This window comes from Paralcaligenes ginsengisoli (assembly GCF_054781135.1).
Map to the genome: position 1 here is coordinate 43,657 of NZ_BAAGUZ010000011.1, position 26,822 is coordinate 70,478.

Below are 26,822 nucleotides of genomic sequence, written 5' to 3' on the forward strand. Positions count from 1 at the left end.
CGATACCAATATAAATACATACACTAATAAAATAAATCATCCCTACAGGAGACAATCGAGATGAACGCCCCCCTTGATCAGGCGGTGCTGTCCGCACTCGCCAAGGTAAGCCTTGACGACAAGTACACTCTCGAAAAAGGCCGCGCCTACATGAGCGGCACGCAAGCGCTGGTGCGCTTGCCCATGTTACAAAAACTGCGCGACAAGCATGCCGGGCTGAACACGGCCGGATTTATTTCCGGCTATCGCGGGTCGCCCCTGGGTTCCCTGGACCTCGCACTCTGGAAAGCCAAGCAGCACCTGATCGACAACGACATCGTTTTCCAGCCGGGCCTGAACGAAGACCTGGCGGCCACCTCGGTCTGGGGGTCGCAGCAAGTCAATCTTTATCCCGACGCCACGCATGACGGCGTATTCGGCATGTGGTATGGCAAAGGTCCCGGCGTGGACCGGTCCATGGACGTGCTCAAGCATGCCAATTCCGCCGGCACTTCGAAACACGGCGGCGTGCTGGTGCTCGCCGGCGACGACCACGCCGCCAAGTCATCCACGCTGGCGCATCAATCCGAACATGTATTCCAGGCCGCGGGCCTGCCGGTTCTGTATCCATCGAATGTCCAGGAATACCTGGACTACGGCCTGCACGGCTGGGCCATGAGCCGCTATTCGGGCCTGTGGGTCGCCATGAAATGCGTCACCGATGTGGTCGAATCCACCGCCTCGGTCGATATCGATCCCGACCGCGCCAACATCGTCATTCCGTCCGACTTCGTCTTGCCGCCCGAAGGCCTGAGCATACGCTGGCCCGATCCGCCGCTGGTGCAGGAAGCGCGCCTGATGAACTACAAATGGTATGCCGCGCTGGCCTACGTGCGCGCCAACAAACTGAACCGCATTGTCATCGACTCGCCGCGGGCCCGTTTCGGCATCATGGCCGCCGGCAAGGCCTACCTCGACACCCGCCAGGCCCTGGCCGATCTGGGCCTGGACGAAAACACCTGTGCGCAAATCGGCATACGGGTCCTGAAAGTGGGTTGCGTGTGGCCTTTGAACGCGCTGGACGCACGCGAATTTGCCACCGGCCTGGACGAAATCCTGGTCGTCGAAGAAAAGCGGCAAATTCTGGAATACGCGCTTAAAGAAGAACTGTACAACTGGCGCGACGATGTGCGCCCCAAGGTCTATGGCAAGTTCGATGAAAAGGACAATGCCGGCGGCGAATGGTCGGTGCCGCGCGGCAACTGGCTCTTGCCCGCCCAAAGCGAGCTGTCGCCTGCACTGATCGCCAAGGCCATCGCCAAGCGCCTCGAAAAAGCCGTGCTGCCGCTGGACATCCAGGCTCGCGTTGCCGCACGCGTGGCAATAATCGAAGCCAAGGAACGTGAATTGCTGCAGCCCATCATCACCGCCGAACGCAAGCCCTGGTTCTGTTCGGGCTGCCCGCACAACACCTCGACCAACGTGCCCGAAGGCTCGCGCGCCATGGCTGGCATAGGCTGCCACTACATGACCATCTGGATGGATCGCAAAACCGAAACCTTCAGCCATATGGGAGGCGAAGGCGCAGCCTGGATAGGCCAGAAGTCGTTTACCAAAGAAAAACATGTATTTGTGAACCTGGGCGACGGCACCTACTTCCATTCGGGCATCCTGGCCATACGCGCCGCCATCGCCGCCAACTCCAATATCACCTACAAGATCCTGTATAACGATGCGGTTGCCATGACGGGCGGCCAGCCCGTGGACGGCGTGCTGAAAGTCACCGATGTCATTGCGCAGGTCTATGCCGAAGGAGCGAAAAAAATCGTGGTGGTTACCGACGAGCCCGAGAAATACCGGGGCGTGTCGCTGGCGGGCAATGCCCCTGTGTACCACCGGGATGAACTTGATCGGGTGCAGCGCGAATTGCGTGAAATCGAAGGCACCACTGTCCTGGTCTACGACCAGACCTGTGCCACCGAAAAGCGCCGGCGCCGCAAGCGCGGCGCCTACCCCGACCCCGCCCGGCGCGCCTTCATCAACGACGCCGTATGCGAAGGCTGCGGCGACTGTTCGGTGAAATCCAACTGTCTGTCGGTCGAGCCGCTCAATACTCCACTGGGTACCAAGCGCAAAATCAATCAATCTTCGTGCAACAAGGACTTTTCCTGCGTCAATGGCTTTTGCCCAAGCTTTGTGACAGCCGAAGGCGCGCAGGTTCGGAAACCCAAGGCGCAGGCGCCCCGGATGGGCGCTGCCGACGCGGATAAACTGCCCGCCCCCGCATTGCCCGACATACAAGGCATATACGGCATACTGGTGACCGGCATAGGCGGCACCGGCGTCGTCACGATCGGCGGCCTGCTGGGCATGGCGGCGCACCTTGAAAACAAGGGGGTTACAGTCCTCGACATGGCAGGCCTGGCACAGAAAGGCGGCGCCGTGCTCAGTCACGTTCAGATCGCGGCCGCGCCAGACGATATACACGCCACGCGCATTGCCACCGGCGAGGCCGAACTCATCATAGGCTGCGATTCGATCGTATCGACTTCGGCCGAAGTGCTCGCCAAAGTACAGAAGGGAACCACGCACGCGGCCATCAACAGCGCCAACATGCCTACCGCCGACTTCATCAAAGATCCGAAATGGCAATTTCCCGAGGCCTCGGCCGAACATGACTTGAAAGAAGCCATCGGGCAAACCTGCGAATTTCTGGATGCCGGCGCACTGGCCGTCAGGCTGTTGGGCGATGCGATTTACACCAACCCTCTGATGCTGGGCTACGCCTGGCAAAAGGGATGGATTCCGCTCTCGCACGAAAGCCTGTCACGCGCCATAGAGCTCAATGGCGTAACGATCGAAAAGAATCAGGCGGCCTTCGAATGGGGCCGCGCCATTGCCCATCATGACCCGCAAGCCATTGCGCCCGATCTGAAAAAGCCTGAAACTGTGGCCCAGGTCATTGCCATGCCTGAAACGCTCGACAAGCTCATCGAACGAAACACGCAAATGCTGACGGCCTACCAGAACAAGGCTTATGCCAGACAATACATCGAGGCAGTGAGGCTGATTCGCACTAAAGAAAGTTCATTGCATGACGCCAAGGCCCTGGGATTGACTCGCGCCGTTGCCAAAAACCTGGCCAAGCTCATGGCTTACAAGGACGAATACGAAGTAGCGCGACTCTACGCCGATCCAGCTTTTACCGAGAAGCTGCGCGCCCAGTTCGACGGCGAACCCGGCAAGGATTACCACCTCAAGTTCTACCTGGCGCCGCCCTTGCTGGCCAAGAAAGACGACAAGGGTCACCTGATCAAGAAACAGTACGGCCCCTGGATCATGACCGCCTTCAAAGTCTTGGCAACGCTGAAAGGGCTGCGCGGCACGGCGTTCGACGTCTTCGGCAGGACCGAAGAACGGCGGCACGAGCGTCAGCTCGTGCGCGACTACCTGGCCCTGGTTCAAGAATTGGCGCAAACCGTCAGCGAGCAGAACCTGGCGGTCGCCATCGACCTGGCCAATGTGCCCGACGACATACGCGGCTTCGGCCACGTCAAGGAAAAAAACCTGGCCGCCGCACAACAACGACGGGACGATTTGCTCGAGGAATATCGGGGGGCCACAAGGGCCACCCCTATCCCCATCCATGCCCACGTTGGTTGATTTCGTCTATGCCGCCCTGTGGTCAGGGGCACCCCTTGCGGGTGCCCCTGACCGTCACTACAAGGCCAGGTAGGTACGCAAGATGTCGTCGTTGCTCTTCAGTTCCCTCATCGTGCCGGCGTAACGGACCAAGCCTTTTTCCAGCACATAGGCCCGGTCGGATACGAGCTGCGCGAAGTGCATGTTTTGCTCGGACAATAAAACGCTCGTCCCCTGCTTCTTCAAGGCCAGGATCATGGCAACCATTTGCTCGACAAGCACAGGAGCCACGCCTTCCGACGGCTCATCGAGCAGCACAAGGTAGGGGTTCCCCATCAGCGTTCTGGCCACAGTCAACATCTGCTGTTCGCCGCCGCTTAAAGATCCTGCCTGCCTGTTCCTGAGCGTATCGAGGATCGGAAATAATTCATACAAAGCTTCCATGGTCCAGTTCGAGGCAGGCCGGCCATCTGGCCAATGACGCATCGGCTGCCGCCCTACATCGAGGTTTTGGCCGACGCTAAGATCGGTGAATATCCGGCGGTCTTCGGGGACATAACCCAAACCCGAACGGGCAATCCGATAGGTTTTCTGCCGTGTTATCGATTGCCCCATGAAATGCACCGCGCCTGTGCATTTCGGAACCAGGCCCATAATCGATTTCAGCGTTGTCGATTTACCCGCACCGTTGCGCCCCATCAAGGCGACCACCTCACCGGATCGCACTTCCAGATTGATTCCGTACAAAATGTGCGCGGCGCCATACCAGGCATCCAGGCCGTGCACCGACAACAGGGCCGAACCGGGCGCATTCTCTGCGATCATGACGACACCTCGCCGGCCGTGGCTTCGAAGGTTTTGCCGGAGCCAAAGTACACTTCCTGAACCCTTGGGTGACGACGTATTTCCTCGGCCGTGCCTTGGGCAATCAACTGGCCGCGCGCCAGAACGATGATCCGGTCCGCATAGGCAAACACCACATCCATGCTGTGTTCGGTAAACAATACCGCCATCCGGCGCTGAACCGCCAGCTCGCGGATAAGCGCAAACAGGGCATTGCGCTCTTGCGGCGCCATGCCGGCAGTGGGCTCGTCCATCAGCAACAATTCCGGATTGCCGGCCAGGGCCATGGCCAGCTCAACGCGCTTGACATCGCCATACGCCAGTTCGCTGCATGGATGGTCCGCCTGCTCTCGCATGCCCACCTGCTCCAGCAAGGCAAGCGCCTCATGGCGATAAGTGCGCCGGGCCGAACGCCAGAACGCATGGATTTTGCGCCGATGGGCCAGGAAGGCCATTTGCACATTTTCGACAACGCTTAGAGACGAAAACGTGGCTGCAATCTGGAAAGTACGTCCTACCCCCAGGTGCGCGATCTTGCGCGAGGGCAAGCCCAGCAATTCGGTTCCGTTGAACAGCACCGACCCCGCATCGGCGGCCATTTGTCCACCCAGCATATTAAAGGTGGTCGATTTGCCCGCTCCGTTGGGCCCGATAAGCGCCAGCAACTCTCCCTGCGCCAGGTCGAAACCGATGCCGTCCACGGCCATGTTGCCGCCAAACCGCTTTTCAAGGCCCCGGACCATCAGCAGGCTCATGCCGACTCCCGTTTATCGTCAATCCGATCACGTACCGACGCCCTGGAAGAGCTGCTCAGCAAGTCAAGGAAACCGGCTATTCCCTGAGGGAAGGCCAGCACCAGCACGAGAATCACGCCACCGAACAAGGCGTGCCAATACTGAGTAATACCCACGACATAATCCTGCAGCACTGTGAATACGGTGGCTCCAACAATGGGCCCTGCGAGCGCTTGCACCCCGCCCAGCAGAACCATCACCAGGCCATCGACCGACTTGCCTACGGCAATAACTTCGGGCGAGGTACTGCCTTTGGAAAAAACATACAGGGCGCCGGCCAGCCCCGCAAACGCGCCGGCAATGGCAAATGCGGCCCATTGCACTCTCTGGACATGAATTCCCAGCGCATCCGCACGCAGCGCGGAGTCACGGGCCGCCCGCAAAGCATAGCCAAACGGGGAAAACACCATGCGTCGCAAAACAAGCACCGCCAACACTACGATAGCCAGCGCGAAATAATAATAGGCCCTGCCCGACAGCCAGTCGGCGGGCCAGATGCCGATTATGCCGTTGGAGCCGCCCGTCACCGCATCCCACTGATACACCACCGACCACACGATCTGGGCAAACGCCAGGGTCAACATAGCCAGGTAGACACCCGAAAGGCGAACGCAGAACCAGCCAAAAACAAGGGCCCCGAAAGCCGCCAGCATGGGAGCGGCGGCCATCGAGGCAACCATGGGCCAGCCCGCCATTTTGAACAGCAGCGCCGCCCCGTAAGCACCCAGGCCGAAGTAAGCGGCATGTCCAAAGGAAGGCATGCCACCGGGTCCCATCATGAAGTGCAGGCTGGCCGCAAACAGGATCGCCAGGATAATATCCAGGGCCAGTACCTGGGCATACGGAAAAGATCCAGCCAGCAGCGGCAAAACCAGCAAAACCATTACAAGCAACAGCATGCCGCCTTTGAATCCAGCGCTTGCCGCACGCAAAGGCCGTTCCGGCGAACCGACATTGCGCATGGCTGCCAAAGGCCGGCCCAGCAACCCCCATGGACGAAACACCAGCACAATGGCCATGAAAACGAATTCAACCACCAAAGTCAGTTTCGGAAAGGCGATATCGAAGCCCCAGAATGACACCAGCCCCAGCGCAATGCAAAGCGCCTTGACCTGCGCAATAATCAGGGCGGCAAGATAAGCGCCGGGGATCGATCCCATGCCACCCACCACGACCACCACAAAGGCATCGCCAATCACGCTCAGATCCAGGCCCAGGCTGGCCGGCTGCCGCGGTATCTGCAGGGATCCGCCCAGCGCCGCCAGAAAAGCCCCCAGCGCGAACACGCCGGTAAACAGCCAGGCCTGATTCACACCCAGGGCGCCCAGCATTTCACGGTCTTGGGTGGCCGCCCGCACCAGAGTGCCCCAACGTGTTCTGGTCAATACCAGCCACAGGCAAACGAGCACTAGGGGGCCTATGGCAATCAGCAGCAGATCGTAAACCGGCAAATAGCGATCGAAGAGTTTCAGGGCGCCGTTCAGCCCGGGCGCCAGCGGGCCCAGCAGGTCATCGGGCCCCCACGTCCAGAGCGTCGCATCGTTGATAACCAGCACCAAGGCAAAAGTTGCCAGCAACTGAAACATTTCGGGCGCCCGATAGATGCGCCGCAGCAAGCCAATTTCAATCGCGGCGCCCAGAACGCCCACAAGCAGCGCCGCCGCAAGCAGGCACAGCCAAAAGCCCACCGGATCTTGCCCCCAATGCCGCACCAGAGTGTAGGCAATATAAATGCCCAGCATGTACAGGGAGCCGTGCGCGAAATTGACAATGCGCGTCACACCGAAGATAAGCGACAACCCGGCCGCCACCAGGAACAGCGAAGACGCCTCCGCCAGGCCATTCAGGAACTGAACGATAAAGCCGGTAAGGTGCATGTGATCCGGCGCCGCCCCCGCGGCAGCGCACTTTCTTATGAATTAATCAGCATCGGCCGGGCGCCACTTCCTGACTTGCTCGTCGCTGGGTTGAACTTGCGCACCGTCTATATACTTGAAGTCGGTCATGATCCCCTTGCCATCTTTTACGGCCAGGGTTCCAACGTACGCGCCCATGGTGGATTGATGATCGATGCCCCGATACACGATGCGGCCGAATGGCGTGTCCACAGGCAGGTTCCTGAAAGCCTTGACCATCGCTTCGGTGTCGGTGGAGCCCGCCTTGCTTATGCCGGCCGCCAGCGACAGAATCGTGTTGTAGCCCACCACGGAGCCCAAGCGGGGGTAATCATTGAACCTGGCTTGGTATGCCTTCAGGAACTTTTGGTGCTCAGGCGTGTTGATCGCGTACCAGGGATAACCGGTCACCACCCAGCCTACGGGGGTTTCGCCGCCCAGGGCGTCCAGATACTCGGGCTCACCCGTCAACATGCTTACAGCAGGCAAATTCTTGAAGAAATTGCGTTGCGTCCCGGCGCGCACGAACTTGGCCAGGTCGCTGGCGAACAAAACATTGAACAGGGCCTCGGGCTTGGCGTCGGATAAGGCCTGCACCACATTGCCGGCATCGATCTTGCCCAGAGGCGTTGCCTGTTCCGCCACGAACTCTACATCGGGCTGCGCGGCCTTGAGCAATTGCTTGAACGTCGCAACCGCCGACTGGCCATACTCGTAATTGGGATAAACCACTGCCCAACGCTTCTTGTGCATGTTGACGGCGGCCGGAATCAGCATGGCCACCTGCATATAGGTGGAGTTCCTGAGGCGATAGGTATAGTGATTGCCATCGGCCCAGACGATCTTGTCGGTCAAGGGCTCGCTGGCCAGAAAAAAGACTTTTTTATGTTTGGCAAAATCGGTAACGGCCAGACCGATATTCGACAGGAACGTGCCGCACAGCACGTCGACCTTGTCGCGGGCAAGCAGTTCTTCGGCCGCGCGAACCGCATCGCCGGGATTTGAATTGTCGTCGCGAGTCACCAGCTCGAGCGACTTGCCATTCACTCCGCCTGCCGCATTGATCTGTTCAATCGCCAGGTCCATGCCCTTTTTATAGGGCCCTAAAAAGGCGGGCTGGGTTTTATAGCTGTTGAGCTCGCCTATCCTGATCGTACCCTGGGCAAATGATGAAGCGGCAAAGGCGCTCAAGGCAATCGATCCGAACAACTTGGCGTAATATCCTGTGCGATACATTATGCGTGGTTCCTGTGTTAACAAAGCGGGGACGTCTGCTGCGAATAAATTGTACGCAATATAAACATATAAGACCGAAGTGCTCATGAATAAGCATATACACTTAGGTAGTTAAACGCTTTTTTACCCACAATATGCGCGAACAGATCTGGATTTTCATCGTGTCGGGCTTTTGCCTTTTGACGCTCAGCCGTTGCCTGCTTGCGGCATGGCAATGGCAAAGGGTCAAGCAAGCCGGCGGGCTGCTTCCCATACTGAAAGGGGGGCTGCGCATCGATGCCAATCAAATCGCGATTATCGTCGGCATACCTGCCTTGCTGGCCCCCTGGATCGGGCACTGGCCGACCGCGGTGACAATAACCGGCTGGTGGTTTCAACTGGCCTGGTTCCTGCTGGTGTTGCTCGAGGTTTCCACCCCCCAGTTCATTTATGAATACGATACACGCCCAAACCGCCTTTATGTTGAATATTTGAAACACCCGCAAGAAGTGTTCGGCATGCTTTGGAAGGGCTACAAGATCATGATTATCGGCGGCCTGCTCGCGCTCGCCGCGTTTTTATGGATGGGCCATGCACTCTTTGGGCACGCCTTGCCCGACACGGCCATGGCGTGGTGGCTGCGCCCCCTGTTCAGCCTGGCCGCGGCCGCGATCATATTTCTGGCGATCCGCGGCACGCTCAGCCACCGCCCCATCAATCCGTCGACGGTCGCCTACTGCGGCGACAGCATGCTCAATACCCTGCCGCTGAACTCGCTCTACAACGTCGCCTACGCCATCTACAGCATGAAAAACGAGCGTTCAGCCGCCGACGTCTACGGCGATCTGCCACCCCATGACATGAATCGCATTGTCAATCATTGCGCCGGCCTGGGCGATACCGAGCAAGATATTCCATCCCTGCACACCCAGGAACCCAGCGCCAAACGCGACCGCCCGCTCAATGTGGTGATGATCGTCGAAGAAAGCCTGGGCGCTCAATACATTGGCAATCTGGGCGGCGCCAATCTCACCCCCGAACTCGACAAGCTGGCGCAACAGGGCTGGAATTTCAGTCGCGCCTACGCCACGGGAACACGCTCGGTGCGCGGACTCGAGGCTGTGGTCGCCGGCTTTCCTCCCACCGTGTCCGATGCCGCCCTGCGCCTGCCGGGCGCCCAGGGCAATTTCTTCACACTGGCCCAAGTACTCAAGCAGCGGGGCTACCGGTCACGGTTCATTTATGGCGGAGAAGCGCATTTCGACAATATGAAAAGCTTCTTTTTCGGCAATGGCTTCGACGACCTGTACGATCGCGCCACATTCAAGAACCCGGCCTTCGTCGGCACGTGGGGCGCGTCCGATGAAGATATGTTCAAACAACTGGATCAGTTGCTCAGCAATCCGCCCGATCAGCCTACTTTTACACTGGCTTTTTCAGTCACCAACCACTCGCCCTGGGAGTATCCCAGTGGCCGTATCGAACCCGACGGCGACCCGGCAACGGTCGAAAATACCGTGCGCTACGCCGATTGGGCCATAGGCCGGTTCTTCGAAAAAGCCAAACGCTCGGCCTATTGGGAAAATACGGTTTTCCTGCTTGTGGCCGACCACGATTCGCGCGTGTTCGGCGCCAGCCTCGTGCCCCTGCGGCATTTCCACATCCCGGCCCTGATCCTGGGCGCCGATGTGCCCGCCCGGCGCGACGACCGGCTGATCAGCCAGATCGACCTGCCGCCTACTCTGCTGTCGCTCATGGGCCTGCGCACCGAGCACCCCATGATAGGGCACGACCTGACAGCGGCCGGCGGCGGCCGCGCCATGATGCAATACAGCGACAACTACGGCTACCTGAAAGGCGACGCCCTGCTGGTGCTGGAACCGCATCGCGAACCTTTGCAATACCGCTACACTGCCCCCGAGACCTACACCCCCATGGCGGTCGACCCCGATCTTGCGCGCGAAGCGCTGGCTCATGTGCTGTGGCCTGCCTGGATGTATAGACATCAGCGCTACACGCTGCCGCATTTACGGTCAAAAATATAAACAAAGTATCAATACAAATAAGCGCTTATTTGTTGCAAATTCAAGCTACTTTAATCTACGGAATTCGTCCTAAAAACGATTATTCGATATAAATAATAACAAATCATACAATAATCATAATCTTTTAATATGGTTGCTACTTCCTTGATTTTTATCATAAAACATAGGCTTGGCAACACCAATACCAAAAAAAATATTTGGTAAATGTCTCGTTTTTAATGTTAGTATTTGTGAGTTAATTTCCTGCTGTAGCATCAAGGATCAGGCAACGTGCCGATTAATTCATCCGAGCGCACCTTAGGTTTAGACCCTGTAGGGCCTCAGCGGCCCGCGGGAGAAAATCCTCGCGAGGGTGAAAAATTCTCGGAAGTCCAAGCGCAAATTGACCGCCTCACCGATATCCACACCGATGGCGCAGTAAATTGGGATAAAGTAGCCTCGCTGACGAGTCAGATACTGCGTGAAGAAGGCAAGGATTTATCGGCGGCAATCTGGCTTCTGGCAGCCTGGATGCATTTATACGGATCCATCGGCCTGGCCGGCGGTGTACATGTCCTGAACGACTTGGTACACACATACTGGGAAGAAATGTCCCCCCCTCCCGCTCGCTTGCGCGGGCGCCGCAACCAGATGCAATGGCTGCTGGACCACATGGGCGAGTACCTTCAAGGCGAACTCGAGGCTTTGCCGGACAAAGTTCATGCCGAATTGCTGGCCGACTGGGAAGCACTGGACGCCGCCTGGCAATCTCATGACACCGAGGCGCCAGCATTTTACGGCCTGCGCCGGGCTTTGAGCGCGGTACCGATCGAAAACACAGCCACCGGCACAGCGGCCCCCGAACCTTCCCCCTCGTCGAAATCGGTCGAGCCCGCCAACGGGCCTGCCGGCGCACCCTCCAATACAAATTCCCCGGCAGCGCCCTCTCCCGCATTGCTTCCCACATCCGTGCCGGCCTCAGGCGCCGACCCCGAAACCGTCATCGACAGCGCCCTGACCAATCTGCGTCCGCTGATCGAATGGTGCCTCAACGACCACATTACTCTACCCTTGCTATTTCGCCTGAATCGCATCTGTGCCTGGGCCTCGCTGGACGCAGCCCCTCCCAATACAGGCGGTACCACCCGGATTCCACCACCACCCGATCAGATGACCACCGGCTTGGCGCAGGTCGAGCAAGGCACAGAAGCCCAGGCAGTCGTGCATTTCGTCGAGGCGCGCCTGATCAACCAGCGTTACTGGCTCGATCTGAATCGAGCCGCCCATGCCGCGCTAAGCCGAATGGGCGCCAGCGAAGCGGCAGCCACTGTCGCATTCGAAACAACGCAGCTAATTGCCCGCCTCCCCGAACTGGCTACCTTATCCTTTAGCGACGGTCGTCCGTTCGCCGACGCGGCAACGCGCATCTGGCTCAATACACTAGCCAACACGCGCCCCGCTCAGAATGGCGCCGACAGCGATGCCCTGCACGGCTTGACGGAAAAAGCCGATGCCGACGCCGCCGCGGGCAAGCTGGAAGCCGCGCTGGATTCGCTGCAATCCGCCATAGATCAAACCAATAGCACGCGGGACGCCTTTCGCCTCAGGGTGGCCCAGTGCGATTTGCTCCACCGATTCGATTCGCGCGCCGATCTGCGTCCCTTGCTGGCGCCACTAATCGATGTACTCGATGTCTACCAGCTGTCTCGCTGGGAGCCGGACCTTGCCCGGCAAACCCTGGAGCTGGCAGCAGCCGTCGAGCGGCGCTACGGCGCCGAACCCAGCCAGCCGCCTGCGCCGATGCTGACGCGTCTGGCCGGGCTGGATTGTCATGCAGCCTGGAGACTTTCACAGGCACCTACATCCTGAATATTTAAGGAGAACACTGATGGCCACCGACGGATCTGTTGCACCAAAAGAACGAGTAAATATTGTCTACAAGCCCGCAACCGGCGACGCAAAGGAAGATGTCGAATTACCTTTGAAGCAATTGGTGGTCGGTGATTTCACGCTTAAGGAATCCACGGTTCCGCTGGATGAGCGCAAGCCCATTCAGGTCGACAAGGACAACTTCAACGAGGTCTTGAAAGCCCAGGGACTGAACTTGACCATGTCCGTACCCAATCGCCTGGCCGATGGCGAAACAGATGAAAACCTGGCCGTTAATCTCGAATTCAAGGGAATTCGTGATTTCGAGCCCGATTCGCTCGTGGAGCAAGTCCCTGAGCTCAAGCAATTGATTCAACTGCGCGACGCACTCAAGGCGCTGAAGGGTCCGCTTGGCAATCTGCCGGCTTTCCGCAAGCAGATCCAAGAGTTGGTTCATGACGAAGGCACGCGCGAACGCTTGCTATCCGAGCTCGGCGCCCAAGAACAGGCCCCGGCCCCCAAGAAATAAGGAGCACATTTATGAGTCAGGATTCACCACAACAACAACCCGCCGAGGGCGCGGCTGCCCAGGCCGGCGGCTCCCTGATCGACCAACTCATCGAGACGACCCGCGTCAAGCCCGGTGATGAAGCGTACTCGATTACCCGCCAGGGCCTTGAAGCCTTTGTCGCGGAACTGCTGGAGCCCAGCCGCTCGCAGGAAAAAGTAAGCCAGGGCCTTATCGACGACATGATTTCGGCACTGGACCGGAAGCTGTGCCGCCAGGTCGACGAAATCATGCATCAGGCCGATTTCCAGAAACTGGAATCGTCGTGGCGTTCGCTGAAATTTCTGGTCGACCGCACAGATTTTCGCGAGAACAACAAAATTGAAATCCTGAACGTATCAAAAGAGGATCTGCTGGCCGACTTCGAAGATGCGCCCGACATCACTCGCTCGGGCCTGTACAAAGCGGTCTATACGGCGGAATACGGCCAATTCGGCGGCCAGCCATTTGGCACCATCATAGGCAATTACGATTTCGGCCCCGGCGGCCAGGACATCAAGTTGCTGCAATCGGTGGCCAGCGTCGCCGCCATGGCGCACACGCCATTCATCGCGTCGGCGGGCCCGCAGTTCTTCGGCCTGGATTCCTATTCGGGGCTGCCCAACCTGAAAGACCTGGCGGCCGTGTTCGAAGGCCCGCAGTTCATCAAATGGAACGCCTTCCGGCAATCGGAAGATTCACGTTTTGTCGGCCTGACCCTGCCGCACTTCCTGCTGCGCGTGCCCTATGGCGACGAAACCGTGCCGACAAAGAAATTCCGCTACAACGAGGACGTTTCCAACGGCAATAAGAATTTTCTCTGGGGCAACGCATCGTTGGCATTTGCCAGCCGCCTGTCGGAAAGTTTCGCGCAGTTTCGCTGGTGCGCCAACATCATCGGCCCACAGGGCGGCGGCACGGTAGGCGACCTGCCTGTCTACAACTACGAGGCAATGGGCGAAACCCAGGTCAAGATTCCCACCGAAGTACTGATCTCCGAGCGGCGCGAGTACGAACTGGCCGAGCAGGGTTTCATAGCGCTGACCATGCGCAAGAACACCGACAACGCCGCTTTCTTCTCCGCCAACTCCTGCCAGAAGCCCAAGTTCTTCGGCAACAGCAAGGAAGGCAAGGAAGCCGAACTGAATTACAAGCTGGGCTCGCAGCTTCCCTATATTTTCATCGTGAGCCGCCTGGCGCATTACATCAAGGTAATCCAGCGCGAGAACATCGGCACATGGAAAGAACGCACCGACCTGGAAACAGAGCTGAACAACTGGATACGCCAGTATGTCGCAGACATGGACAATCCATCGCCAGGCGTACGTAGCCGGCGCCCCCTGCGGCAAGCGGAAATTACCGTGTCGGACGTCGAAGGAGACCCAGGCTGGTACCGGGTCAGCATGAAAGTGCGCCCTCATTTCAAGTACATGGGCGCATCGTTCACTTTGTCCCTGGTAGGCAAACTCGACAAGAGCTAGCCCGCTATTTCCGACAAACACGCAGAACACCTGGCTGTTCCACAACTGACAACAAGGAGTATTTACTATGGCAATGCCGTGCTACCTTAGCCTGCAAGGCAACAATCAAGGAAAGATCGAAGGTTCGTGTGAAGTAAGCGGCCATCAGGGAAAAATCCTGATACAAGCGATCGAGCACAAGATCGAACTGCCCAAAAGCCCGCAAACCGGCCTCCCGACCGGGAAACGCCAGCATTTGGGTATTACCCTGACCAAAGAGATCGATAAATCTTCGCCGAAAATTTATCAGGCCTTGTGCTCGGGCGAGCAAATGAAAACCGCCCAGCTCGAATTCTTCCGCATCAGCCCTAAAGGCACCGAAGAAAAGTATTACACCATCGAGCTGACGAATGCCGTTTTCGTATCGACCCGGCTGTGGGTGTCGAACTGCCTGTTACCCGATAACAGTCAGCTCGGGCACATGGAAGACATCAGCCTGACCTACGAAAAAATCGTCTGGACATGGGTTCCCGACGGCATCGAGGCCGAAGATTCATGGCTGGCGCCCAAGTAATACCTCAAAGACCGGCGAGCCACCCACTCGCCGATTTTTAGCGGTTTCTTATGCAAGAGCAGCGCCTCCTCGAACGCATCGCCAGTTTCAACGCTGGGGGGGGCAGGTCGCACATGACGCGCGCCGAAATCCTGGTGGATTCCATTTTGAGCCACCTGAGGCGCATTCTGAACACCCGCCAGGGCAGCGTTCCCATCGATCCCGAATTCGGCGTACCCGACTTCACCAATCTGGCAGGTTCGTTCAGCGTCGGTACCACAAGCCAGATCAGCGACGACATGACACGCATGATCGAGCGGTACGAACCCAGGCTGAAAAAGCCCCTGATCGAATTCATTGAAATCCAGGATAGCGTGCTTACCCTGGCTTTTTCCATAACAGGGCTGATCGAGGTCGACAATCTGGATATTCCCATCCGGCTGTCTACCCAGGTATTGCCCAACGGCAAAGTATCACTAAGGAAATCCTGAGGCATGCTCAACCGGTATTACGAACAGGAACTCGGACATCTACGCGGACTCGCCACAGAATTTGCGGCGCGCAATCCGGCGTTGGCCCCCATGCTGGGAGCCAACAGCGCCGGCGACCCCGATGTCGAACGCCTGCTCGAAGGGGTTGCATTCCTGACCAGCCTGATGCGGCGGCGGCTGGACGACGATTTCCCCGAATTCATCCAGACCTTGGCGCAGCTGCTTTTTCCGCACACCCTGCGCCCCTTGCCGTGCATGACCATCATGCAATATGAGCCTCGTGCGGCGCTCGAAGGCCCTGTGCTCATACCTGCCGGCACGGAATTCGCCTCGGTGCCGGTAGATGGTTTACGCACTCTGTTCCGTGCGTCGTTCCCGGTTACCGTGGAGCCGCTGGAACTGCTTGCGGCCCGCTGGGAAGGCGGAGGCACCCAGGCCCGTTCGCTGCGGCTGGAATTCAACTTCACAGGCGTTGCGCCCAAGGACTGGAAGGGCGAGAGGCTGCGCCTGTTCCTGGGCGATAGCCAGGCCGACGCGGCACGCCTCTTTCTGCTGTTGCAAAGATATGTGCGCGAAGTGCGCGTCGGCACGGAAGGCGGCCCGCTCACGATACTGCCGGCTTCATCTATAGAAGCCGCCGGCTTGCGTCCGGATCTTGAGCTTCTGCCCTGGCCCGCCGGCGCACATCCTGCGTGGCGGGTACTGTACGAATACTTTGCGCTGCCTGAAAAACTGCTGTTTCTGGATCTTACCGGCTTCCCCCGATGGCAGTCGCGCGGCCCAGGCACCCGGTTCTCGGTGCAATTCGTGTTCAATCAAATACCCGACTGGGCGCCCAACATCGGCGAATCGAGCTTCATACTGAACGCCACTCCCGCCGTCAATCTGTTTACCCAAGACGCGCATCCCATCCGGGTGGACCACCGCCAACCCGAGTACCGCATTCACCCCACCGATCGAAACGGCAGCACCGAAGGCATATTTTCCGTGGATCAGGTACGTGCACGAATGGCTGACGGCACCGAATACGAATGCCACCCATTTTCTGCCTTCGCCGAAGGCGACGAGGCCTCCTACAATCTGCGCATTCACCCCTCGGCGCTGACACAGGATTACGACCATTACTTAAGCCTGCCGTATGCCAAGGGCACTACGCCCGAAACCCAGACACTGTCCATACGCGTGACCTGCACCCACGGCAATCTGCCCGAAAGCCTGCGCCTGGGCGATATCTGCGAACCTACCGACAACTCGCCCGCCCGCATCGGCTTTCGCAATATTCTCGGGGTCACGGCACACTCCCCGCCCGTCGTCGACAACGCGCTGCTGTGGCATGTGCTGTCGCATCTGAATGCCAATCATCTGGCGCTGGCCAAGGAAGGGCGGCTACGCGATCTGCTGGCGCTTTATGTGCCTCCCCGCCAGTTCGACGCGCATCGCCACGCAGCCGCCCAGCGCAGCCTTGAATCAATTGAAAATGTTCAGGTCGACACGCGCCGCCGAATTGTGCGCGGCATGCCCGTCGAAGGCAGCGAGGTGCGCATCGAATGCCGCGGCGACCATTTTCCGGGCCCCGGCAACCTGTTCCTGTTCGGCACCGTGCTCGACGAATTCCTGGCGGGCACCACTGCACTCAATACCTTCAGCGCATTGACGCTGGTGGACACTGTTAACGGAGAAACTCTGACATGGCCAGCGAAGATCGGCCGCGCGCGCCTGCTGTAGCCGGGCCAACGCCCGATACACTGCTGACGGAAGGACACCGCTACGCCTTTTTCCAGGCCTTGCGGCTGATCCGCCTGCGCACGCCGCACGACGAGGCCTTGACCGATAACGTCCGGGTGCGGCCTGCCGTGACCTTGTCATTTCCTGAAAGCGACATCGAAGCCATCAGGCTCGACGACTCGGGCAAATACAGCATCACTGCAAATTTCTTCGGCTTGTACGGGGTTACATCGCCCCTACCGACGTTCTATACCGAAGACCTGATCGAGGAAAAGCTGCAGGGCAATTCCTCGATGCGCGATTTTCTCGACATTCTGCATGCCGAACTGTATCCCTTGCTGTTCCGCGCCTGGGAAAAGAACCGCCTGTGGCTGACGATAGGCGAACGTCACGACACAAACCGGCTCGACCAGCTGTTTGCCCTTGTAGGGCTATCCAGTTGTGGCCCTCAGCACCTGGCAGATGCGCGTTCCTTATTGCCTCATGCCGGCAATTTCAACCAGTTTCCGCGCTCGGCCCTGGGTTTGCAGGCCCTGGTTTCGGGCTTGCTGGATGGCTTGCCTGTGGACGTGGAGCCATGCGTAACCGAAACCGTCGCCATCCCCCTGCCGTCCCGCTGCCTGCTGGGCGAACAAGCCACCCAACTGGGCGAAGACATTCTGCTGGGCAAACAGATTACCCAACGATCGAGCAGCTTGATCGTGCATGTGGGACCCATTCCGCGCGCGCAGTTTCATGCCTTGCTGCCTGGCGCGCCATTGCACGAGCGCCTGGCGCGCAGCATCGCGCTTTATCTCCGAACACCGCTGCGCTGCGTGCTTGGCCTCAAAGTTCCGCCTTCGCAACGCGAAGGTGTCAGTCTTGGGGGAGGATGGCACCAGCTGGGCTGGGATACATGGCTGCCCGAACCGGATACGCGGCACCCCGGGCCGCACTATGACGAAATCTATCTACCCATAGACACTGATTCATCCCGCTTTCACGAAAGGACCTTGCAATGATGCTGGTAGAACTGAAACCGCTATTCGGACGCCTCAACCCGGCTTGCACGGCGGCTCTGGAAGGTGCTGCGGGACTGACCCTGGCTCGCAACCATTACGAAATCAGCATCGAGCATATGTTGCGCCGCCTGCTGGACGATCCCTCGTGCGATGTATATAAAATTCTGGCCCGCTTCGAGATCGACCCATTGCGCCTGACCGCGCAAATCGACGACACCCTGGCCGGCCTCAAGAACGGCAATCCGGGGCGCCCCACATTTTCCGGCCTGCTGACCGAATGGGTGCAGGAATCGTGGCTGATTGCCTCCGTTACCCTGGGCGAAACCCGGGTGCGCAGCGGCGCCATGCTGCTGGCTCTGCTGGCACGGCTGAGCTATTACGGAGCGGGCACACGCTACGCGGACACCTTGCGCAATATATCGCGCGAAACATTGACCGCGGAATTCGACCAGATCGTCGACGGCTCGTCCGAAGTCTCCGCGCATAGCGACGCGCAGCCTGGCGCGGCAGGCGGACCCGCCGCCGGCGCAAGTCCGGGTGAAGCCGCCATCAACCGCTTCTGCGAAGATTTCACAGCCAAGGCGCGTTCCGGAAAAATCGATCCGGTATTCGGGCGCGATGACGAAATCCGCCAGATGATCGACATTCTGGCTCGACGCCGCAAGAACAATCCGATTTGCGTCGGCGAACCGGGCGTGGGAAAAACCGCCGTGGTGGAAGGGCTGGCCCTGGCCATCGTCAACAATGAAGTACCCGAATTCCTGCGCAACACACGCCTGCTCGGGCTGGACCTGGGTTTGCTGGAAGCGGGCGCCAGCGTCAAGGGCGAGTTCGAAAACCGCCTGCGCGGCGTCATCGATGAAATCAAGGGCTCGGCTCACCCCATCATTCTGTTTATCGACGAAGCGCATATGCTGATCGGTGCCGGCGGCCAGGCCGGTGGCTCGGATGCGGCGAATCTGCTCAAGCCCGCGCTGGCCCGCGGCGAACTGCGCACCATCGCGGCCACGACATGGTCCGAATACAAAAAATATTTCGAGAAAGACCCGGCATTGGCCCGCCGCTTCCAGGTCGTAAAACTGGACGAGCCGGACGTGGCCACTACCGTGCAGATTCTGCGGGGCCTGAAAGACCAGTATGAAACGGCGCACGGCGTGACCGTCCGCGATGACGCCATCGTGGCCGCCGCTGAGTTGTCCAGCCGCTACATTACCGGCCGCCTGCTGCCGGACAAGGCGGTCGACCTGCTCGATACCGCCACTGCCCGTGTGCGTATCGGGCTGGGCATGAAGCCGGCCGAGTTGGAAAAGCTGGAACGCAAGCTCGCCGGGCTGGAGCGCGAACGCGTCGCGCTGGTTCGCGACGCACGGTTCGGCCGCAACGATAACGACGAACGGATCGCTGCGCTTGAAGCGGAGCACGCCGCCGTGGATGAACAACGGCAAACGCTCGAAGCAAGCTGGCAGGCGGAAAAGGAAGCCGCGGAACGCGTGCTGGAATTGCGCCGCAAGCTGGGTGAAGTCGAGGCAGCGCAAGCCGGCCAGGCAGCCGAATCCGTCGCCATGCCTGCGCCCGAAGTTGCCGAGGCCGATGGCGTCCAAGCCGACGCCCCCCAGACAGAACCCTCTGCGCCGGCCGCAGACATAGCCTCCGTCAAGGCCGAACTTGAAGCGGCTCGGCAGGCCCTGGCCGCACTTCAAGGCAATACGCCACGCGTATTCATAGAAACCGATCCCGATGCTGTAGCCAAAGTCGTCTCCGACTGGACTGGCGTGCCGCTGGGAAAAATGCAGCGCGATGCCGTGGACGGCATTCTGGCATTGGCGGGCCATGTCAAGGAGCGCATCAGAGGCCAGGATCACGCCGTCGATCAGATCACAGCCACCTTGAAGGCGGCACAATCGGGCTTGCGCGACCCGCAACAGCCGATGGGGGTGTTTCTGCTGGTGGGCCCGTCGGGCGTGGGGAAAACCGAAACAGCATTGGCTATCGCGGATCAATTGTTTGGCGGCGACCAGGCGCTGGTGGCCATCAACATGAGCGAATTTCAGGAAAAACATACTGTCAGCCGCCTGGTGGGGTCGCCTCCGGGTTATGTAGGCTACGGCGAGGGCGGTGTCCTGACCGAGGCGGTACGCAAACGCCCCTACAGCGTCGTACTGCTGGACGAAGTCGAAAAAGCGCACCTGGACGTGGTCAATATCTTTTATCAGGTGTTCGACAAAGGCACCTTGGCCGACGGCGAAGGCAGGATCATCGATTTCAGCAATACGGTCGTGTTTTTAACCAGTAATCTGGCGACCGATGAAATTACCACCCTGTCGCGTGACGGCAGGCCCGATCCCGATACCCTGATCAATGCCATTCACCCGGTGCTGGCGCGTCATTTCAAACCGGCTCTCCTCGCACGCATGAATGTCGTGCCGTACTACACTCTTCCACCTTCCGAACTGGCCGGCATTGTGAGCCTGAAGCTGTCGCGGCTGACGCAACGGCTGGCGGCAGCCAATCGCATCCGGCTGGATTTCGACCCCACCGTGGCCGAGACTATTGCGGCACGGTGCACCGAGGTGGACAGCGGCGCGCGCAACATCGATTTCATCTTGCGCAAAAGCTTGACGCCACAGCTATCCAACGCTGTACTCGGGGCTCTGGCGGAAGGCCGCAAGCTTACCGGCCTGCACGTGTCCCCCGGGCAATCCGATGATTGGCAGATAGCCATGACGGAGGACTAGGAGCGATGGCAGAAGAACATAACTTCAAATTTCAATGCGAGGCACTGGAAAGCCAGCTGTCCGGTCATCACGGCGTGGTCACGCACTGGACCGGCACGGAAGCGGTATCCAGGCCATACCGGTTTGAGGTAACGCTGGCGCTCAAAGAGCGCAAGCCCGAACTGGAGCTGGAAAAGCTCCTGGACCAGGCCGCCACCCTCACCGCCAGGAAGCCCGACGGGTCGCGCTCCAGCTGGAGCGGCATTATCACACAGGTGAGCCAGGACGGCTGCGACGATGTCTACGATTTCTACAAGGTAGTTCTGGAGCCGCGCCTGGTCCGCCTGCGTTCGTGGCAATGGTCGGATATCTACCTGGACAAGCAGCTTGACGATATCATTGTCCAGTTGCTCAAACAGATAGGCCTGATACAGCCGTACACAGCGGGAGCCGCATACGATTATCGCATCCTGGCAAGCAACCTGGCGGCAACCAAGCAGGAATTCGTCTGTCAGTTCGAAGAAAACTGCCTGGACTTCCTGATGCGGCAACTCGAATTCTACGGAGTCTATTTCTGGTTTGAACAGGCAGGCGGCCAGGAATCGGTGGTCTTTGCCAACGATGCAAGCCAGCAGCCGCAAGAAGCGATCACGGCCGTATTCTATCCAAAGGGCGAACTCAACACCGAGGCAAAAGAAATCGCCATCAAGCGCCTGAACCGCCAAATCGGGCTGCACCCCAAGACGGTCACCCTGCACACTTCACCCGTGTATGACAACACCACAATCAATCTGACCAGTACGGCCAGCGTATCCGAGCCGATCAACAGCCAGGGCGAACGCCATCGGTACGATGATCAATTCGAGCACCTGGACGGCAATAACGATACCTCCGGCGCCGCACTGGCCAAGTGGCGGGCAGAGGAAGCGCTTTGCCAGAGCCTGCATGTCAACGGCGAATCACGCACCCCCGGCCTGGGTGCGGGACGCGCATTGACCGTATACGAATATCATCGTCAAAGTTCGGCCAAGGATTATTACATCGTGGAGATTTCGCATCGGGGCCATCAGGCGCTGGAAACCTCCGAGGACGACGACGAACCGCCGTATCGCGGCCATTTTGTCGCCCTGCCCCGCTGGCAGAACCCTGTCGCGAACAAGACTCCCCTGCAATTCCGGCCCCCACGCACTACACCCGTGCCTGAGATCACGCGCGTGGTCAACGGCTTTATAGACACAGGAACGGCCGATACAGACACTGTCGTAAAAGCAAAACGCTACGCGCAAACAGACGACCTGGGCCGCTACAAGGTGCGGTTCTGCTTCATCCGACAACAGTACAAAGGTACACGCAACTCGGCGTGGGTGCGCATGGCGACCCCTTATGCAGGTGGCGCTTCCAGCAAGGACCTGACTCCCGCAGGCATGCATTTTCCTCTACGCGAAGGAACGGAAGTGCTGATCTCTTTCATCAACGGCGATCCGAACCGCCCGGTGATCATGTCGGCGCTTCCCAACTCCGAAGCGCCCAGCGTCGTGAATTCGAAAAATACGGCCGAACATCTGGTGGTCACACCGGCAGGCAATATGCTTGCATTGCGCGACTCCGCCGCCGATGCGGGCAACACCGCAACCGGCTCCGATCCGGCGATCCTGCTTTCCTCGCCAACCGAAGAATCGGCGCTTAATTTAGGCAAATCCGATCAAAGCAGTGTCGAAGACGGCTTCAATTTAAGAACTGCCGGGCATGGCCAAGTCCTTGCAGGTGACAGTATATGGATCAACGTCCCCGGCCATCTCAGCATTAAGGCGGGCAGCAATGCACTTGAAGGGTACCTCGACACTATTGCCAAGGGTTTGCCGCCAGGCATATCCATGGGTGCAAAAGGGGGGCTGGCTTTTGAGAATTTTCTTGGCGCAAAATTTGAAAGTGTCGAAGGCATTAAAGTTGGGCACTTCTTGGGCGCCAAGGCGGAATTTATGGAAGGCATCTCGTTTGAAACCAAGGTTGCGGCTAGCGGCGAATACAAAATAGGACCCCATAAAGACTTTTCAAACGACGAAATAACCACCTATGGCGAGCACACATTCAACTTTGGAACCGCCACATGGACCGGAGGTAACTGGATAGCGACCATCGCCGACAAACAGGAAAATGTAGACACCTCCAATACCAAGGCAACGGGGACTTATCTGGTTGCTTCGCCTGATATAACGCTTTCGGCCGGCACCACAGACTTCAGCCTCACACCGGCAACCGCAACCCTGGACAGTACGGGTGACGTCAGCATTACAGGCGCCGTCTCGACAACCGTGCTGGGTGAAGCGTTCAAGGCCGGCACAGTCGATGGAACAACGTTTTTCGCGGCCGGAATGGGAGAAGCATCCCTGATCGCTCCCCTGCGTGTGACTATCGTTTCGGAAGCCTCGGTAGGGATTAATGGTGAGAGTGTCATGATCAACGGCACTCTGGTTGAGTTGGCCTAGGCCATAAACATGAAAGTTACCAAGCCCTCCGACACGCTAATCATCCTGGGACGTCAGTCCCGCGGAGGACAGCCTTTGCTTACCGTGACGGTGGGTTATGTCTGCGAACGCGACGGCTCCCGGCTGAGCGAACAGGCGGCCTGGACCTGGCTGGTGCCAAAGTTTCCGAACGAGCCTTTCGACATAGGCGTAAAACGCAAGCGTGGGGTCTTTGCCGTGGCTGGTCACGCATATGCGCCGGGCGGTGTTCCTGTTACCGGGCTCACTGTTGCCGCCACGGTTGGAACGCTCGGCAAGCGCCTGCTGGTGCAGGGAAATCGCAGCTGGGTGCGTGCGGCAACCGGCTGGCGCGCCAGCGAACCCCAAGCTTTCCTGACCCAGGACATGGGCTTGGCCTATGCCTATGGCGCGCGCGACTGGCCTGCCAATCCATACGGGCGCGGCCATTTTATCGAGCCCGGGGCCGCCGAGGGGCAAATGCTGCCCAATGTGGAACTTCCCAATGCGCCCGTGCTGTCGCCATCCGATGTAGCGCCCGTCGCCACATTCGGCCCCTTGCCCCAAGGCAGCCCCGATATCACGCGCTGGCTTGGCAAGCTCGATCAAAGCTGGGAGCGCGAACGCATGCCCTGGCTGCCCGACGACACGGACCCGCGCTGGTTCGACGGCGTGCCGCAGGATCAATGCACCACAACGTACTGGCAGGGCAACGAGGGCTGGTCGGCCACCCACATGCATGCCACGCTGCCGGAACAAAGCGGGCAACTGCCTGGATTGCGGCCGCGCCTGCTTGCCAGCGCCAAGGCCAGCCCCGAACAAAGCCGCGAGCTGCCGCTCGACCTGGATACCGTCTGGCTGTTTCCGAACGACTCGCGTGTCATTGTGCTGTATAGAGCGGAGCTTGCGGTGCGTTACGAAGACGCAAGCGACCTTGCCGGCCTGGCCGTATTTACCGAGAAGTTATCGGACACAGCACTGTCCAGCGAACATTATGCGCAGCTGTGGCGTACTGCGGTCAAGACCAAAATCAAGGGACCCGCGGAAGGCGTAGCTCTGTCGGCTCCCGCCGGAAAAACGGGATTATCCGCAGCCGCATTGGCTGAGCAAAGCGCCGCCCTTGCCAAGAAGGCCGAGGCACACCGCGCCGGTATTGCCCAGGCAATTGCCACGGCCCAAAAAGAAACCAGGGCCGAGGCCCAGGCCCACTTTCAAGCATACGGCATTAAAACGCCACTGGAAAATATCCCGCCCCCTTCCACAGTCAGCACATTGGCCTCGAAATCCACAACACCCATGACGGCCGATGCGATTCGGTCGCAAGTCAAGGCGGCATTGAATCAAGCTCAGGCTGAAGCGCGCGCCCATTTGGCGCAATACGGCATCGATTTGGATCAGGCAGCGGCACATGCCCAGGCCCAGCCAAAACCCGATCCGCTCGCGCTGATCGCCGTCCTGCCCGTTTCCGACATAAAGAAGGCTGCCCTGACTGCGGAAATGAAAACCGCTCTGGGTAAGATCGATGCCGTGGAAAAGAAAGCGGCGGAAATCAAAGCCAAAGCAGCATCACTCAAACCAGCCGATGGTAAAACCAAGGCCAGTGCCAACGCGCCACCCATCGACGATACCCTGCCCGACGGTCCGCGCCGCAAGCTCGGCCGGGACGAACTGATGGCGCGCCACCGCGCCGGCTTATCAGCGGCATGGACCGAGCTGGATGGAGAAGACCTTTCGGGGCTGGACCTGAGCGGTATCGATTTGTCCCGCGCGCGCCTGCATGCCTGCATTCTGCGCGGTACTACGCTGCACAAGGCGCGCCTGACCGAAGCACAACTGGACGGCTGCGATCTCGATGGTGCCCATCTGGACCAGGCGCAATTGCAGCGGGCGCAACTTGCCGATTGCCACCTGAACCAAGCGTCGCTGAACGCTGCCGACCTGACGCAGGCCAGGCTGAAAAACTGTCAATTTACCAATGCCAAATTGGCCGCCACACAGTGGCGCGACGCCAACGCGGATAAATGCGGCTTCGAGCATGCCGATCTCACGAGTATCCAGGCAGCGAAGGCCTCTTTCAGCGAATGCCGCCTGAACGCGGCCAACGCGGCCGAAGGCGTGCTGGACCGTGCACGATTCAGCAAATGCGTCATGGATGCGGCCTGCTTCGACCACGCCTCTCTGGCCGGCACTACCTTGCTTGGCTGCCAGGCGATCGCGGCCAGCTTCAGGCAGGCTCGCATGCAAGGGCTGCGCAGCATGGCTGGCACCAATCTGCAGCAGGCCCGATTCGACGGCGCCAACCTGACGCGCGCCAGCCTGCAAAATACCCTGCTGGTCCAGGCGTCCTTGCGGGAAGCCTGCCTGGACCAGGCCTTTATAAAAGAATGCGATCTGAGCGCAAGCGACGGCTGGCACCTGGTGGCGCGCCATGCGGACTTCACCGGCAGCCGTATTGCCGGCGCCAGTTGGCGCGGAGCGAATCTGATGAAATCACGCTTTGCCCGCGCAATACTGGAAAATATCGACTGGAGCGGCGCCAATCTGCATGCGGCTTCGACACGTACCGCAAGCGCTCAAGGCATACTGCTGGATCAGGCCTTGCTGACACGTTGCCGTTTGATACAGGAGCACGCATGACCGACGCAGTGCTCACTCTGGATACCTTGCTGGCCGCCAAGGCACAAAATAAGCCTTTGCCAAAGGGAACTTTGGCAAACGGCGATTACCGCAATGCGGATCTATCCGGCGTGCGCTTTGACAAAACCGATGCCCGTGGCGCCCGTTTCGATGGCGCCAACCTGTCGCAAACCACCTGGCACGATTGCCAGCTGGATAATGCGCGGTTCGATCAATGCAGGCTGGAAAAATCCGGCTTTCATGCGTGCCACGGCACGTCAGCGTCGTTCAAGTCCGCGTCGTTGCGCTTTACAAAAATGAAAGATTGCCGCTGGCAGGATTGTGATTTCAGCCTGGCCGACCTGACCCGCCTATCGGTCGCCGCCAGCGCTTTTCCCGGCTGCCGGATGGCCACGGCACGCCTGAAAGAAGCACGGCTTTCGATGTGCGACATCAGCGGGCTGGATCTGCGCGACGCGGTATGGGAGAAAACCCACCTGCCCGACAGCCAGCTGAATGGCACAACGCTGGCAGGAGCAACGCTGCGGCTATGCTCATTTAATAGAGTGCAGGCCCGCGATGCGGACTTCAGCGGCATGATCGCGCCGAATACCTCATTCTATTGCGCCGAACTCGAAAAGGCCCGCTTCTGCGATGCCAATATCGAAGGAGCAATTTTTGATCTGGCAAGATTGGATCATGCCGATTTTTCTCGGGCAAAGCTATCCGGAGCGCGTTTCTCCGAAGCCAAATCCATTGCCTTGACATTCAGCCACGCCCAACTGGCGGATGCGAATCTCGGATACCTGCAAGCCGCGCATGCCGATTTTTCCCATGCCGATCTGACCGGAGCACGCCTGCATGCCGCAGAATTGCCTGACGCCGCATGGCGCGACGCGATTCTGCTCAATGTGCGTCGCGACGACCCTGAACTTCGAGCCGCCGAATTATGGCGCCCGCCTTTTTAACCG

Annotated in this window: 17 protein-coding genes; 13 read left to right on the forward strand and 4 right to left on the reverse strand. The window is 59.1% G+C overall.

Annotated elements, in window-relative coordinates:
- Positions 1 to 60 precede the first annotated feature (60 nt).
- Complete coding sequence (locus ACYVIS_RS07600; RefSeq protein ID WP_460873663.1) at positions 61 to 3,642, forward strand: indolepyruvate ferredoxin oxidoreductase family protein; 3,582 nt, start codon at positions 61 to 63, stop codon at positions 3,640 to 3,642.
- A 57-nt stretch (positions 3,643 to 3,699) separates the two neighbouring features.
- On the opposite strand, the gene ACYVIS_RS07605 is transcribed toward ACYVIS_RS07600, so the two are convergent.
- Genes ACYVIS_RS07605 through ACYVIS_RS07620 form a run of 4 tightly spaced genes read right to left on the reverse strand, consistent with a single transcriptional unit; the run spans position 3,700 to position 8,389 of the window.
- Entirely contained in the window at positions 3,700 to 4,446 is a 747-nt protein-coding gene (locus ACYVIS_RS07605; protein WP_232744009.1) for an ABC transporter ATP-binding protein, read from the reverse strand.
- Positions 4,443 to 5,219 carry an ABC transporter ATP-binding protein gene (locus ACYVIS_RS07610; protein WP_460873664.1) on the reverse strand — a complete coding sequence of 259 codons (777 nt, stop codon included), beginning with the start codon at positions 5,217 to 5,219 and terminating at the stop codon, positions 4,443 to 4,445. The genes ACYVIS_RS07605 and ACYVIS_RS07610 overlap by 4 nt, the downstream gene beginning before the upstream one ends.
- Positions 5,216 to 7,135, reverse strand: coding sequence for an ABC transporter permease (locus ACYVIS_RS07615; RefSeq protein WP_460873666.1), 1,920 nt, complete (start codon positions 7,133 to 7,135; stop codon positions 5,216 to 5,218). The genes ACYVIS_RS07610 and ACYVIS_RS07615 overlap by 4 nt, the downstream gene beginning before the upstream one ends.
- A 42-nt stretch (positions 7,136 to 7,177) precedes the next feature.
- On the reverse strand, positions 7,178 to 8,389 hold the full coding sequence (locus ACYVIS_RS07620; protein ID WP_232744012.1) for an ABC transporter substrate-binding protein: 1,212 nt from the start codon (positions 8,387 to 8,389) through the stop codon (positions 7,178 to 7,180).
- Positions 8,390 to 8,523: 134 nt separating this feature from the next.
- Here ACYVIS_RS07620 and ACYVIS_RS07625 point away from each other — a divergent pair, with 134 nt between their 5' ends.
- The 12 genes from ACYVIS_RS07625 (at position 8,524) to ACYVIS_RS07680 (ending at position 26,819) form a co-directional block, all read left to right on the forward strand.
- Positions 8,524 to 10,413: an LTA synthase family protein gene (locus ACYVIS_RS07625; protein ID WP_460873668.1), complete on the forward strand. Its 1,890-nt coding sequence runs from the start codon at positions 8,524 to 8,526 to the stop codon at positions 10,411 to 10,413.
- Positions 10,414 to 10,683: 270 nt separating this feature from the next.
- Positions 10,684 to 12,261, forward strand: a complete 1,578-nt coding sequence (gene tssA, locus ACYVIS_RS07630) for a type VI secretion system protein TssA (protein WP_460873669.1) — start codon at positions 10,684 to 10,686, stop codon at positions 12,259 to 12,261.
- 19 nt (positions 12,262 to 12,280) lie between these two features.
- Positions 12,281 to 12,790, forward strand: coding sequence for a type VI secretion system contractile sheath small subunit (gene tssB / locus ACYVIS_RS07635; RefSeq protein WP_232744015.1), 510 nt, complete (start codon positions 12,281 to 12,283; stop codon positions 12,788 to 12,790).
- A gap of 11 nt (positions 12,791 to 12,801) precedes the next feature.
- On the forward strand, positions 12,802 to 14,289 hold the full coding sequence (gene tssC / locus ACYVIS_RS07640) for a type VI secretion system contractile sheath large subunit (protein ID WP_232744016.1): 1,488 nt from the start codon (positions 12,802 to 12,804) through the stop codon (positions 14,287 to 14,289).
- A gap of 67 nt (positions 14,290 to 14,356) precedes the next feature.
- Positions 14,357 to 14,842 (forward strand): Hcp family type VI secretion system effector, encoded by a 486-nt coding sequence (locus tag ACYVIS_RS07645; RefSeq protein ID WP_232744017.1) that lies wholly within the window; start codon positions 14,357 to 14,359, stop codon positions 14,840 to 14,842.
- 50 nt (positions 14,843 to 14,892) lie between these two features.
- Complete coding sequence (tssE, locus tag ACYVIS_RS07650) at positions 14,893 to 15,312, forward strand: type VI secretion system baseplate subunit TssE (protein WP_232744018.1); 420 nt, start codon at positions 14,893 to 14,895, stop codon at positions 15,310 to 15,312.
- A 3-nt stretch (positions 15,313 to 15,315) separates the two neighbouring features.
- Positions 15,316 to 17,037 (forward strand): type VI secretion system baseplate subunit TssF, encoded by a 1,722-nt coding sequence (gene tssF, locus ACYVIS_RS07655; RefSeq protein WP_460873671.1) that lies wholly within the window; start codon positions 15,316 to 15,318, stop codon positions 17,035 to 17,037.
- The gene (gene tssG, locus ACYVIS_RS07660) at positions 17,001 to 18,038 is read left to right on the forward strand and encodes a type VI secretion system baseplate subunit TssG (protein WP_232744020.1); all 1,038 of its coding nucleotides are present in this window, start codon (positions 17,001 to 17,003) and stop codon (positions 18,036 to 18,038) included. The genes tssF and tssG overlap by 37 nt, the downstream gene beginning before the upstream one ends.
- Positions 18,035 to 20,773: a type VI secretion system ATPase TssH gene (gene tssH / locus ACYVIS_RS07665; protein ID WP_460873673.1), complete on the forward strand. Its 2,739-nt coding sequence runs from the start codon at positions 18,035 to 18,037 to the stop codon at positions 20,771 to 20,773. The genes tssG and tssH overlap by 4 nt, the downstream gene beginning before the upstream one ends.
- Positions 20,774 to 20,778: 5 nt before the next feature.
- A complete protein-coding gene (locus tag ACYVIS_RS07670) occupies positions 20,779 to 23,238 on the forward strand; it encodes a type VI secretion system Vgr family protein (protein ID WP_460873674.1) in 2,460 nt (819 codons plus the stop codon).
- A 9-nt stretch (positions 23,239 to 23,247) separates the two neighbouring features.
- Positions 23,248 to 25,872 carry a DUF2169 family type VI secretion system accessory protein gene (locus ACYVIS_RS07675; protein ID WP_460873675.1) on the forward strand — a complete coding sequence of 875 codons (2,625 nt, stop codon included), beginning with the start codon at positions 23,248 to 23,250 and terminating at the stop codon, positions 25,870 to 25,872.
- A complete protein-coding gene (locus ACYVIS_RS07680) occupies positions 25,869 to 26,819 on the forward strand; it encodes a pentapeptide repeat-containing protein (protein ID WP_460873676.1) in 951 nt (316 codons plus the stop codon). The genes ACYVIS_RS07675 and ACYVIS_RS07680 overlap by 4 nt, the downstream gene beginning before the upstream one ends.
- Positions 26,820 to 26,822 lie beyond the last annotated feature (3 nt).

Excerpts from the sequence above, each read along its gene's own strand:
- ACYVIS_RS07600 (WP_460873663.1), top strand. The coding sequence starts at position 61 with ATGAACGCCCCCCTTGATCAGGCGGTGCTGTCCGCACTCGCCAAGGTA.
- ACYVIS_RS07605 (WP_232744009.1), bottom strand. The coding sequence starts at position 4,446 with ATGATCGCAGAGAATGCGCCCGGTTCGGCCCTGTTGTCGGTGCACGGC.
- ACYVIS_RS07610 (WP_460873664.1), bottom strand. The coding sequence starts at position 5,219 with ATGAGCCTGCTGATGGTCCGGGGCCTTGAAAAGCGGTTTGGCGGCAAC.
- ACYVIS_RS07615 (WP_460873666.1), bottom strand. The coding sequence starts at position 7,135 with ATGCACCTTACCGGCTTTATCGTTCAGTTCCTGAATGGCCTGGCGGAG.
- ACYVIS_RS07620 (WP_232744012.1), bottom strand. The coding sequence starts at position 8,389 with ATGTATCGCACAGGATATTACGCCAAGTTGTTCGGATCGATTGCCTTG.
- ACYVIS_RS07625 (WP_460873668.1), top strand. The coding sequence starts at position 8,524 with ATGCGCGAACAGATCTGGATTTTCATCGTGTCGGGCTTTTGCCTTTTG.
- tssB (WP_232744015.1), top strand. The coding sequence starts at position 12,281 with ATGGCCACCGACGGATCTGTTGCACCAAAAGAACGAGTAAATATTGTC.
- tssC (WP_232744016.1), top strand. The coding sequence starts at position 12,802 with ATGAGTCAGGATTCACCACAACAACAACCCGCCGAGGGCGCGGCTGCC.
- ACYVIS_RS07645 (WP_232744017.1), top strand. The coding sequence starts at position 14,357 with ATGGCAATGCCGTGCTACCTTAGCCTGCAAGGCAACAATCAAGGAAAG.
- tssE (WP_232744018.1), top strand. The coding sequence starts at position 14,893 with ATGCAAGAGCAGCGCCTCCTCGAACGCATCGCCAGTTTCAACGCTGGG.
- tssF (WP_460873671.1), top strand. The coding sequence starts at position 15,316 with ATGCTCAACCGGTATTACGAACAGGAACTCGGACATCTACGCGGACTC.
- tssG (WP_232744020.1), top strand. The coding sequence starts at position 17,001 with ATGGCCAGCGAAGATCGGCCGCGCGCGCCTGCTGTAGCCGGGCCAACG.
- tssH (WP_460873673.1), top strand. The coding sequence starts at position 18,035 with ATGATGCTGGTAGAACTGAAACCGCTATTCGGACGCCTCAACCCGGCT.
- ACYVIS_RS07670 (WP_460873674.1), top strand. The coding sequence starts at position 20,779 with ATGGCAGAAGAACATAACTTCAAATTTCAATGCGAGGCACTGGAAAGC.
- ACYVIS_RS07675 (WP_460873675.1), top strand. The coding sequence starts at position 23,248 with ATGAAAGTTACCAAGCCCTCCGACACGCTAATCATCCTGGGACGTCAG.
- ACYVIS_RS07680 (WP_460873676.1), top strand. The coding sequence starts at position 25,869 with ATGACCGACGCAGTGCTCACTCTGGATACCTTGCTGGCCGCCAAGGCA.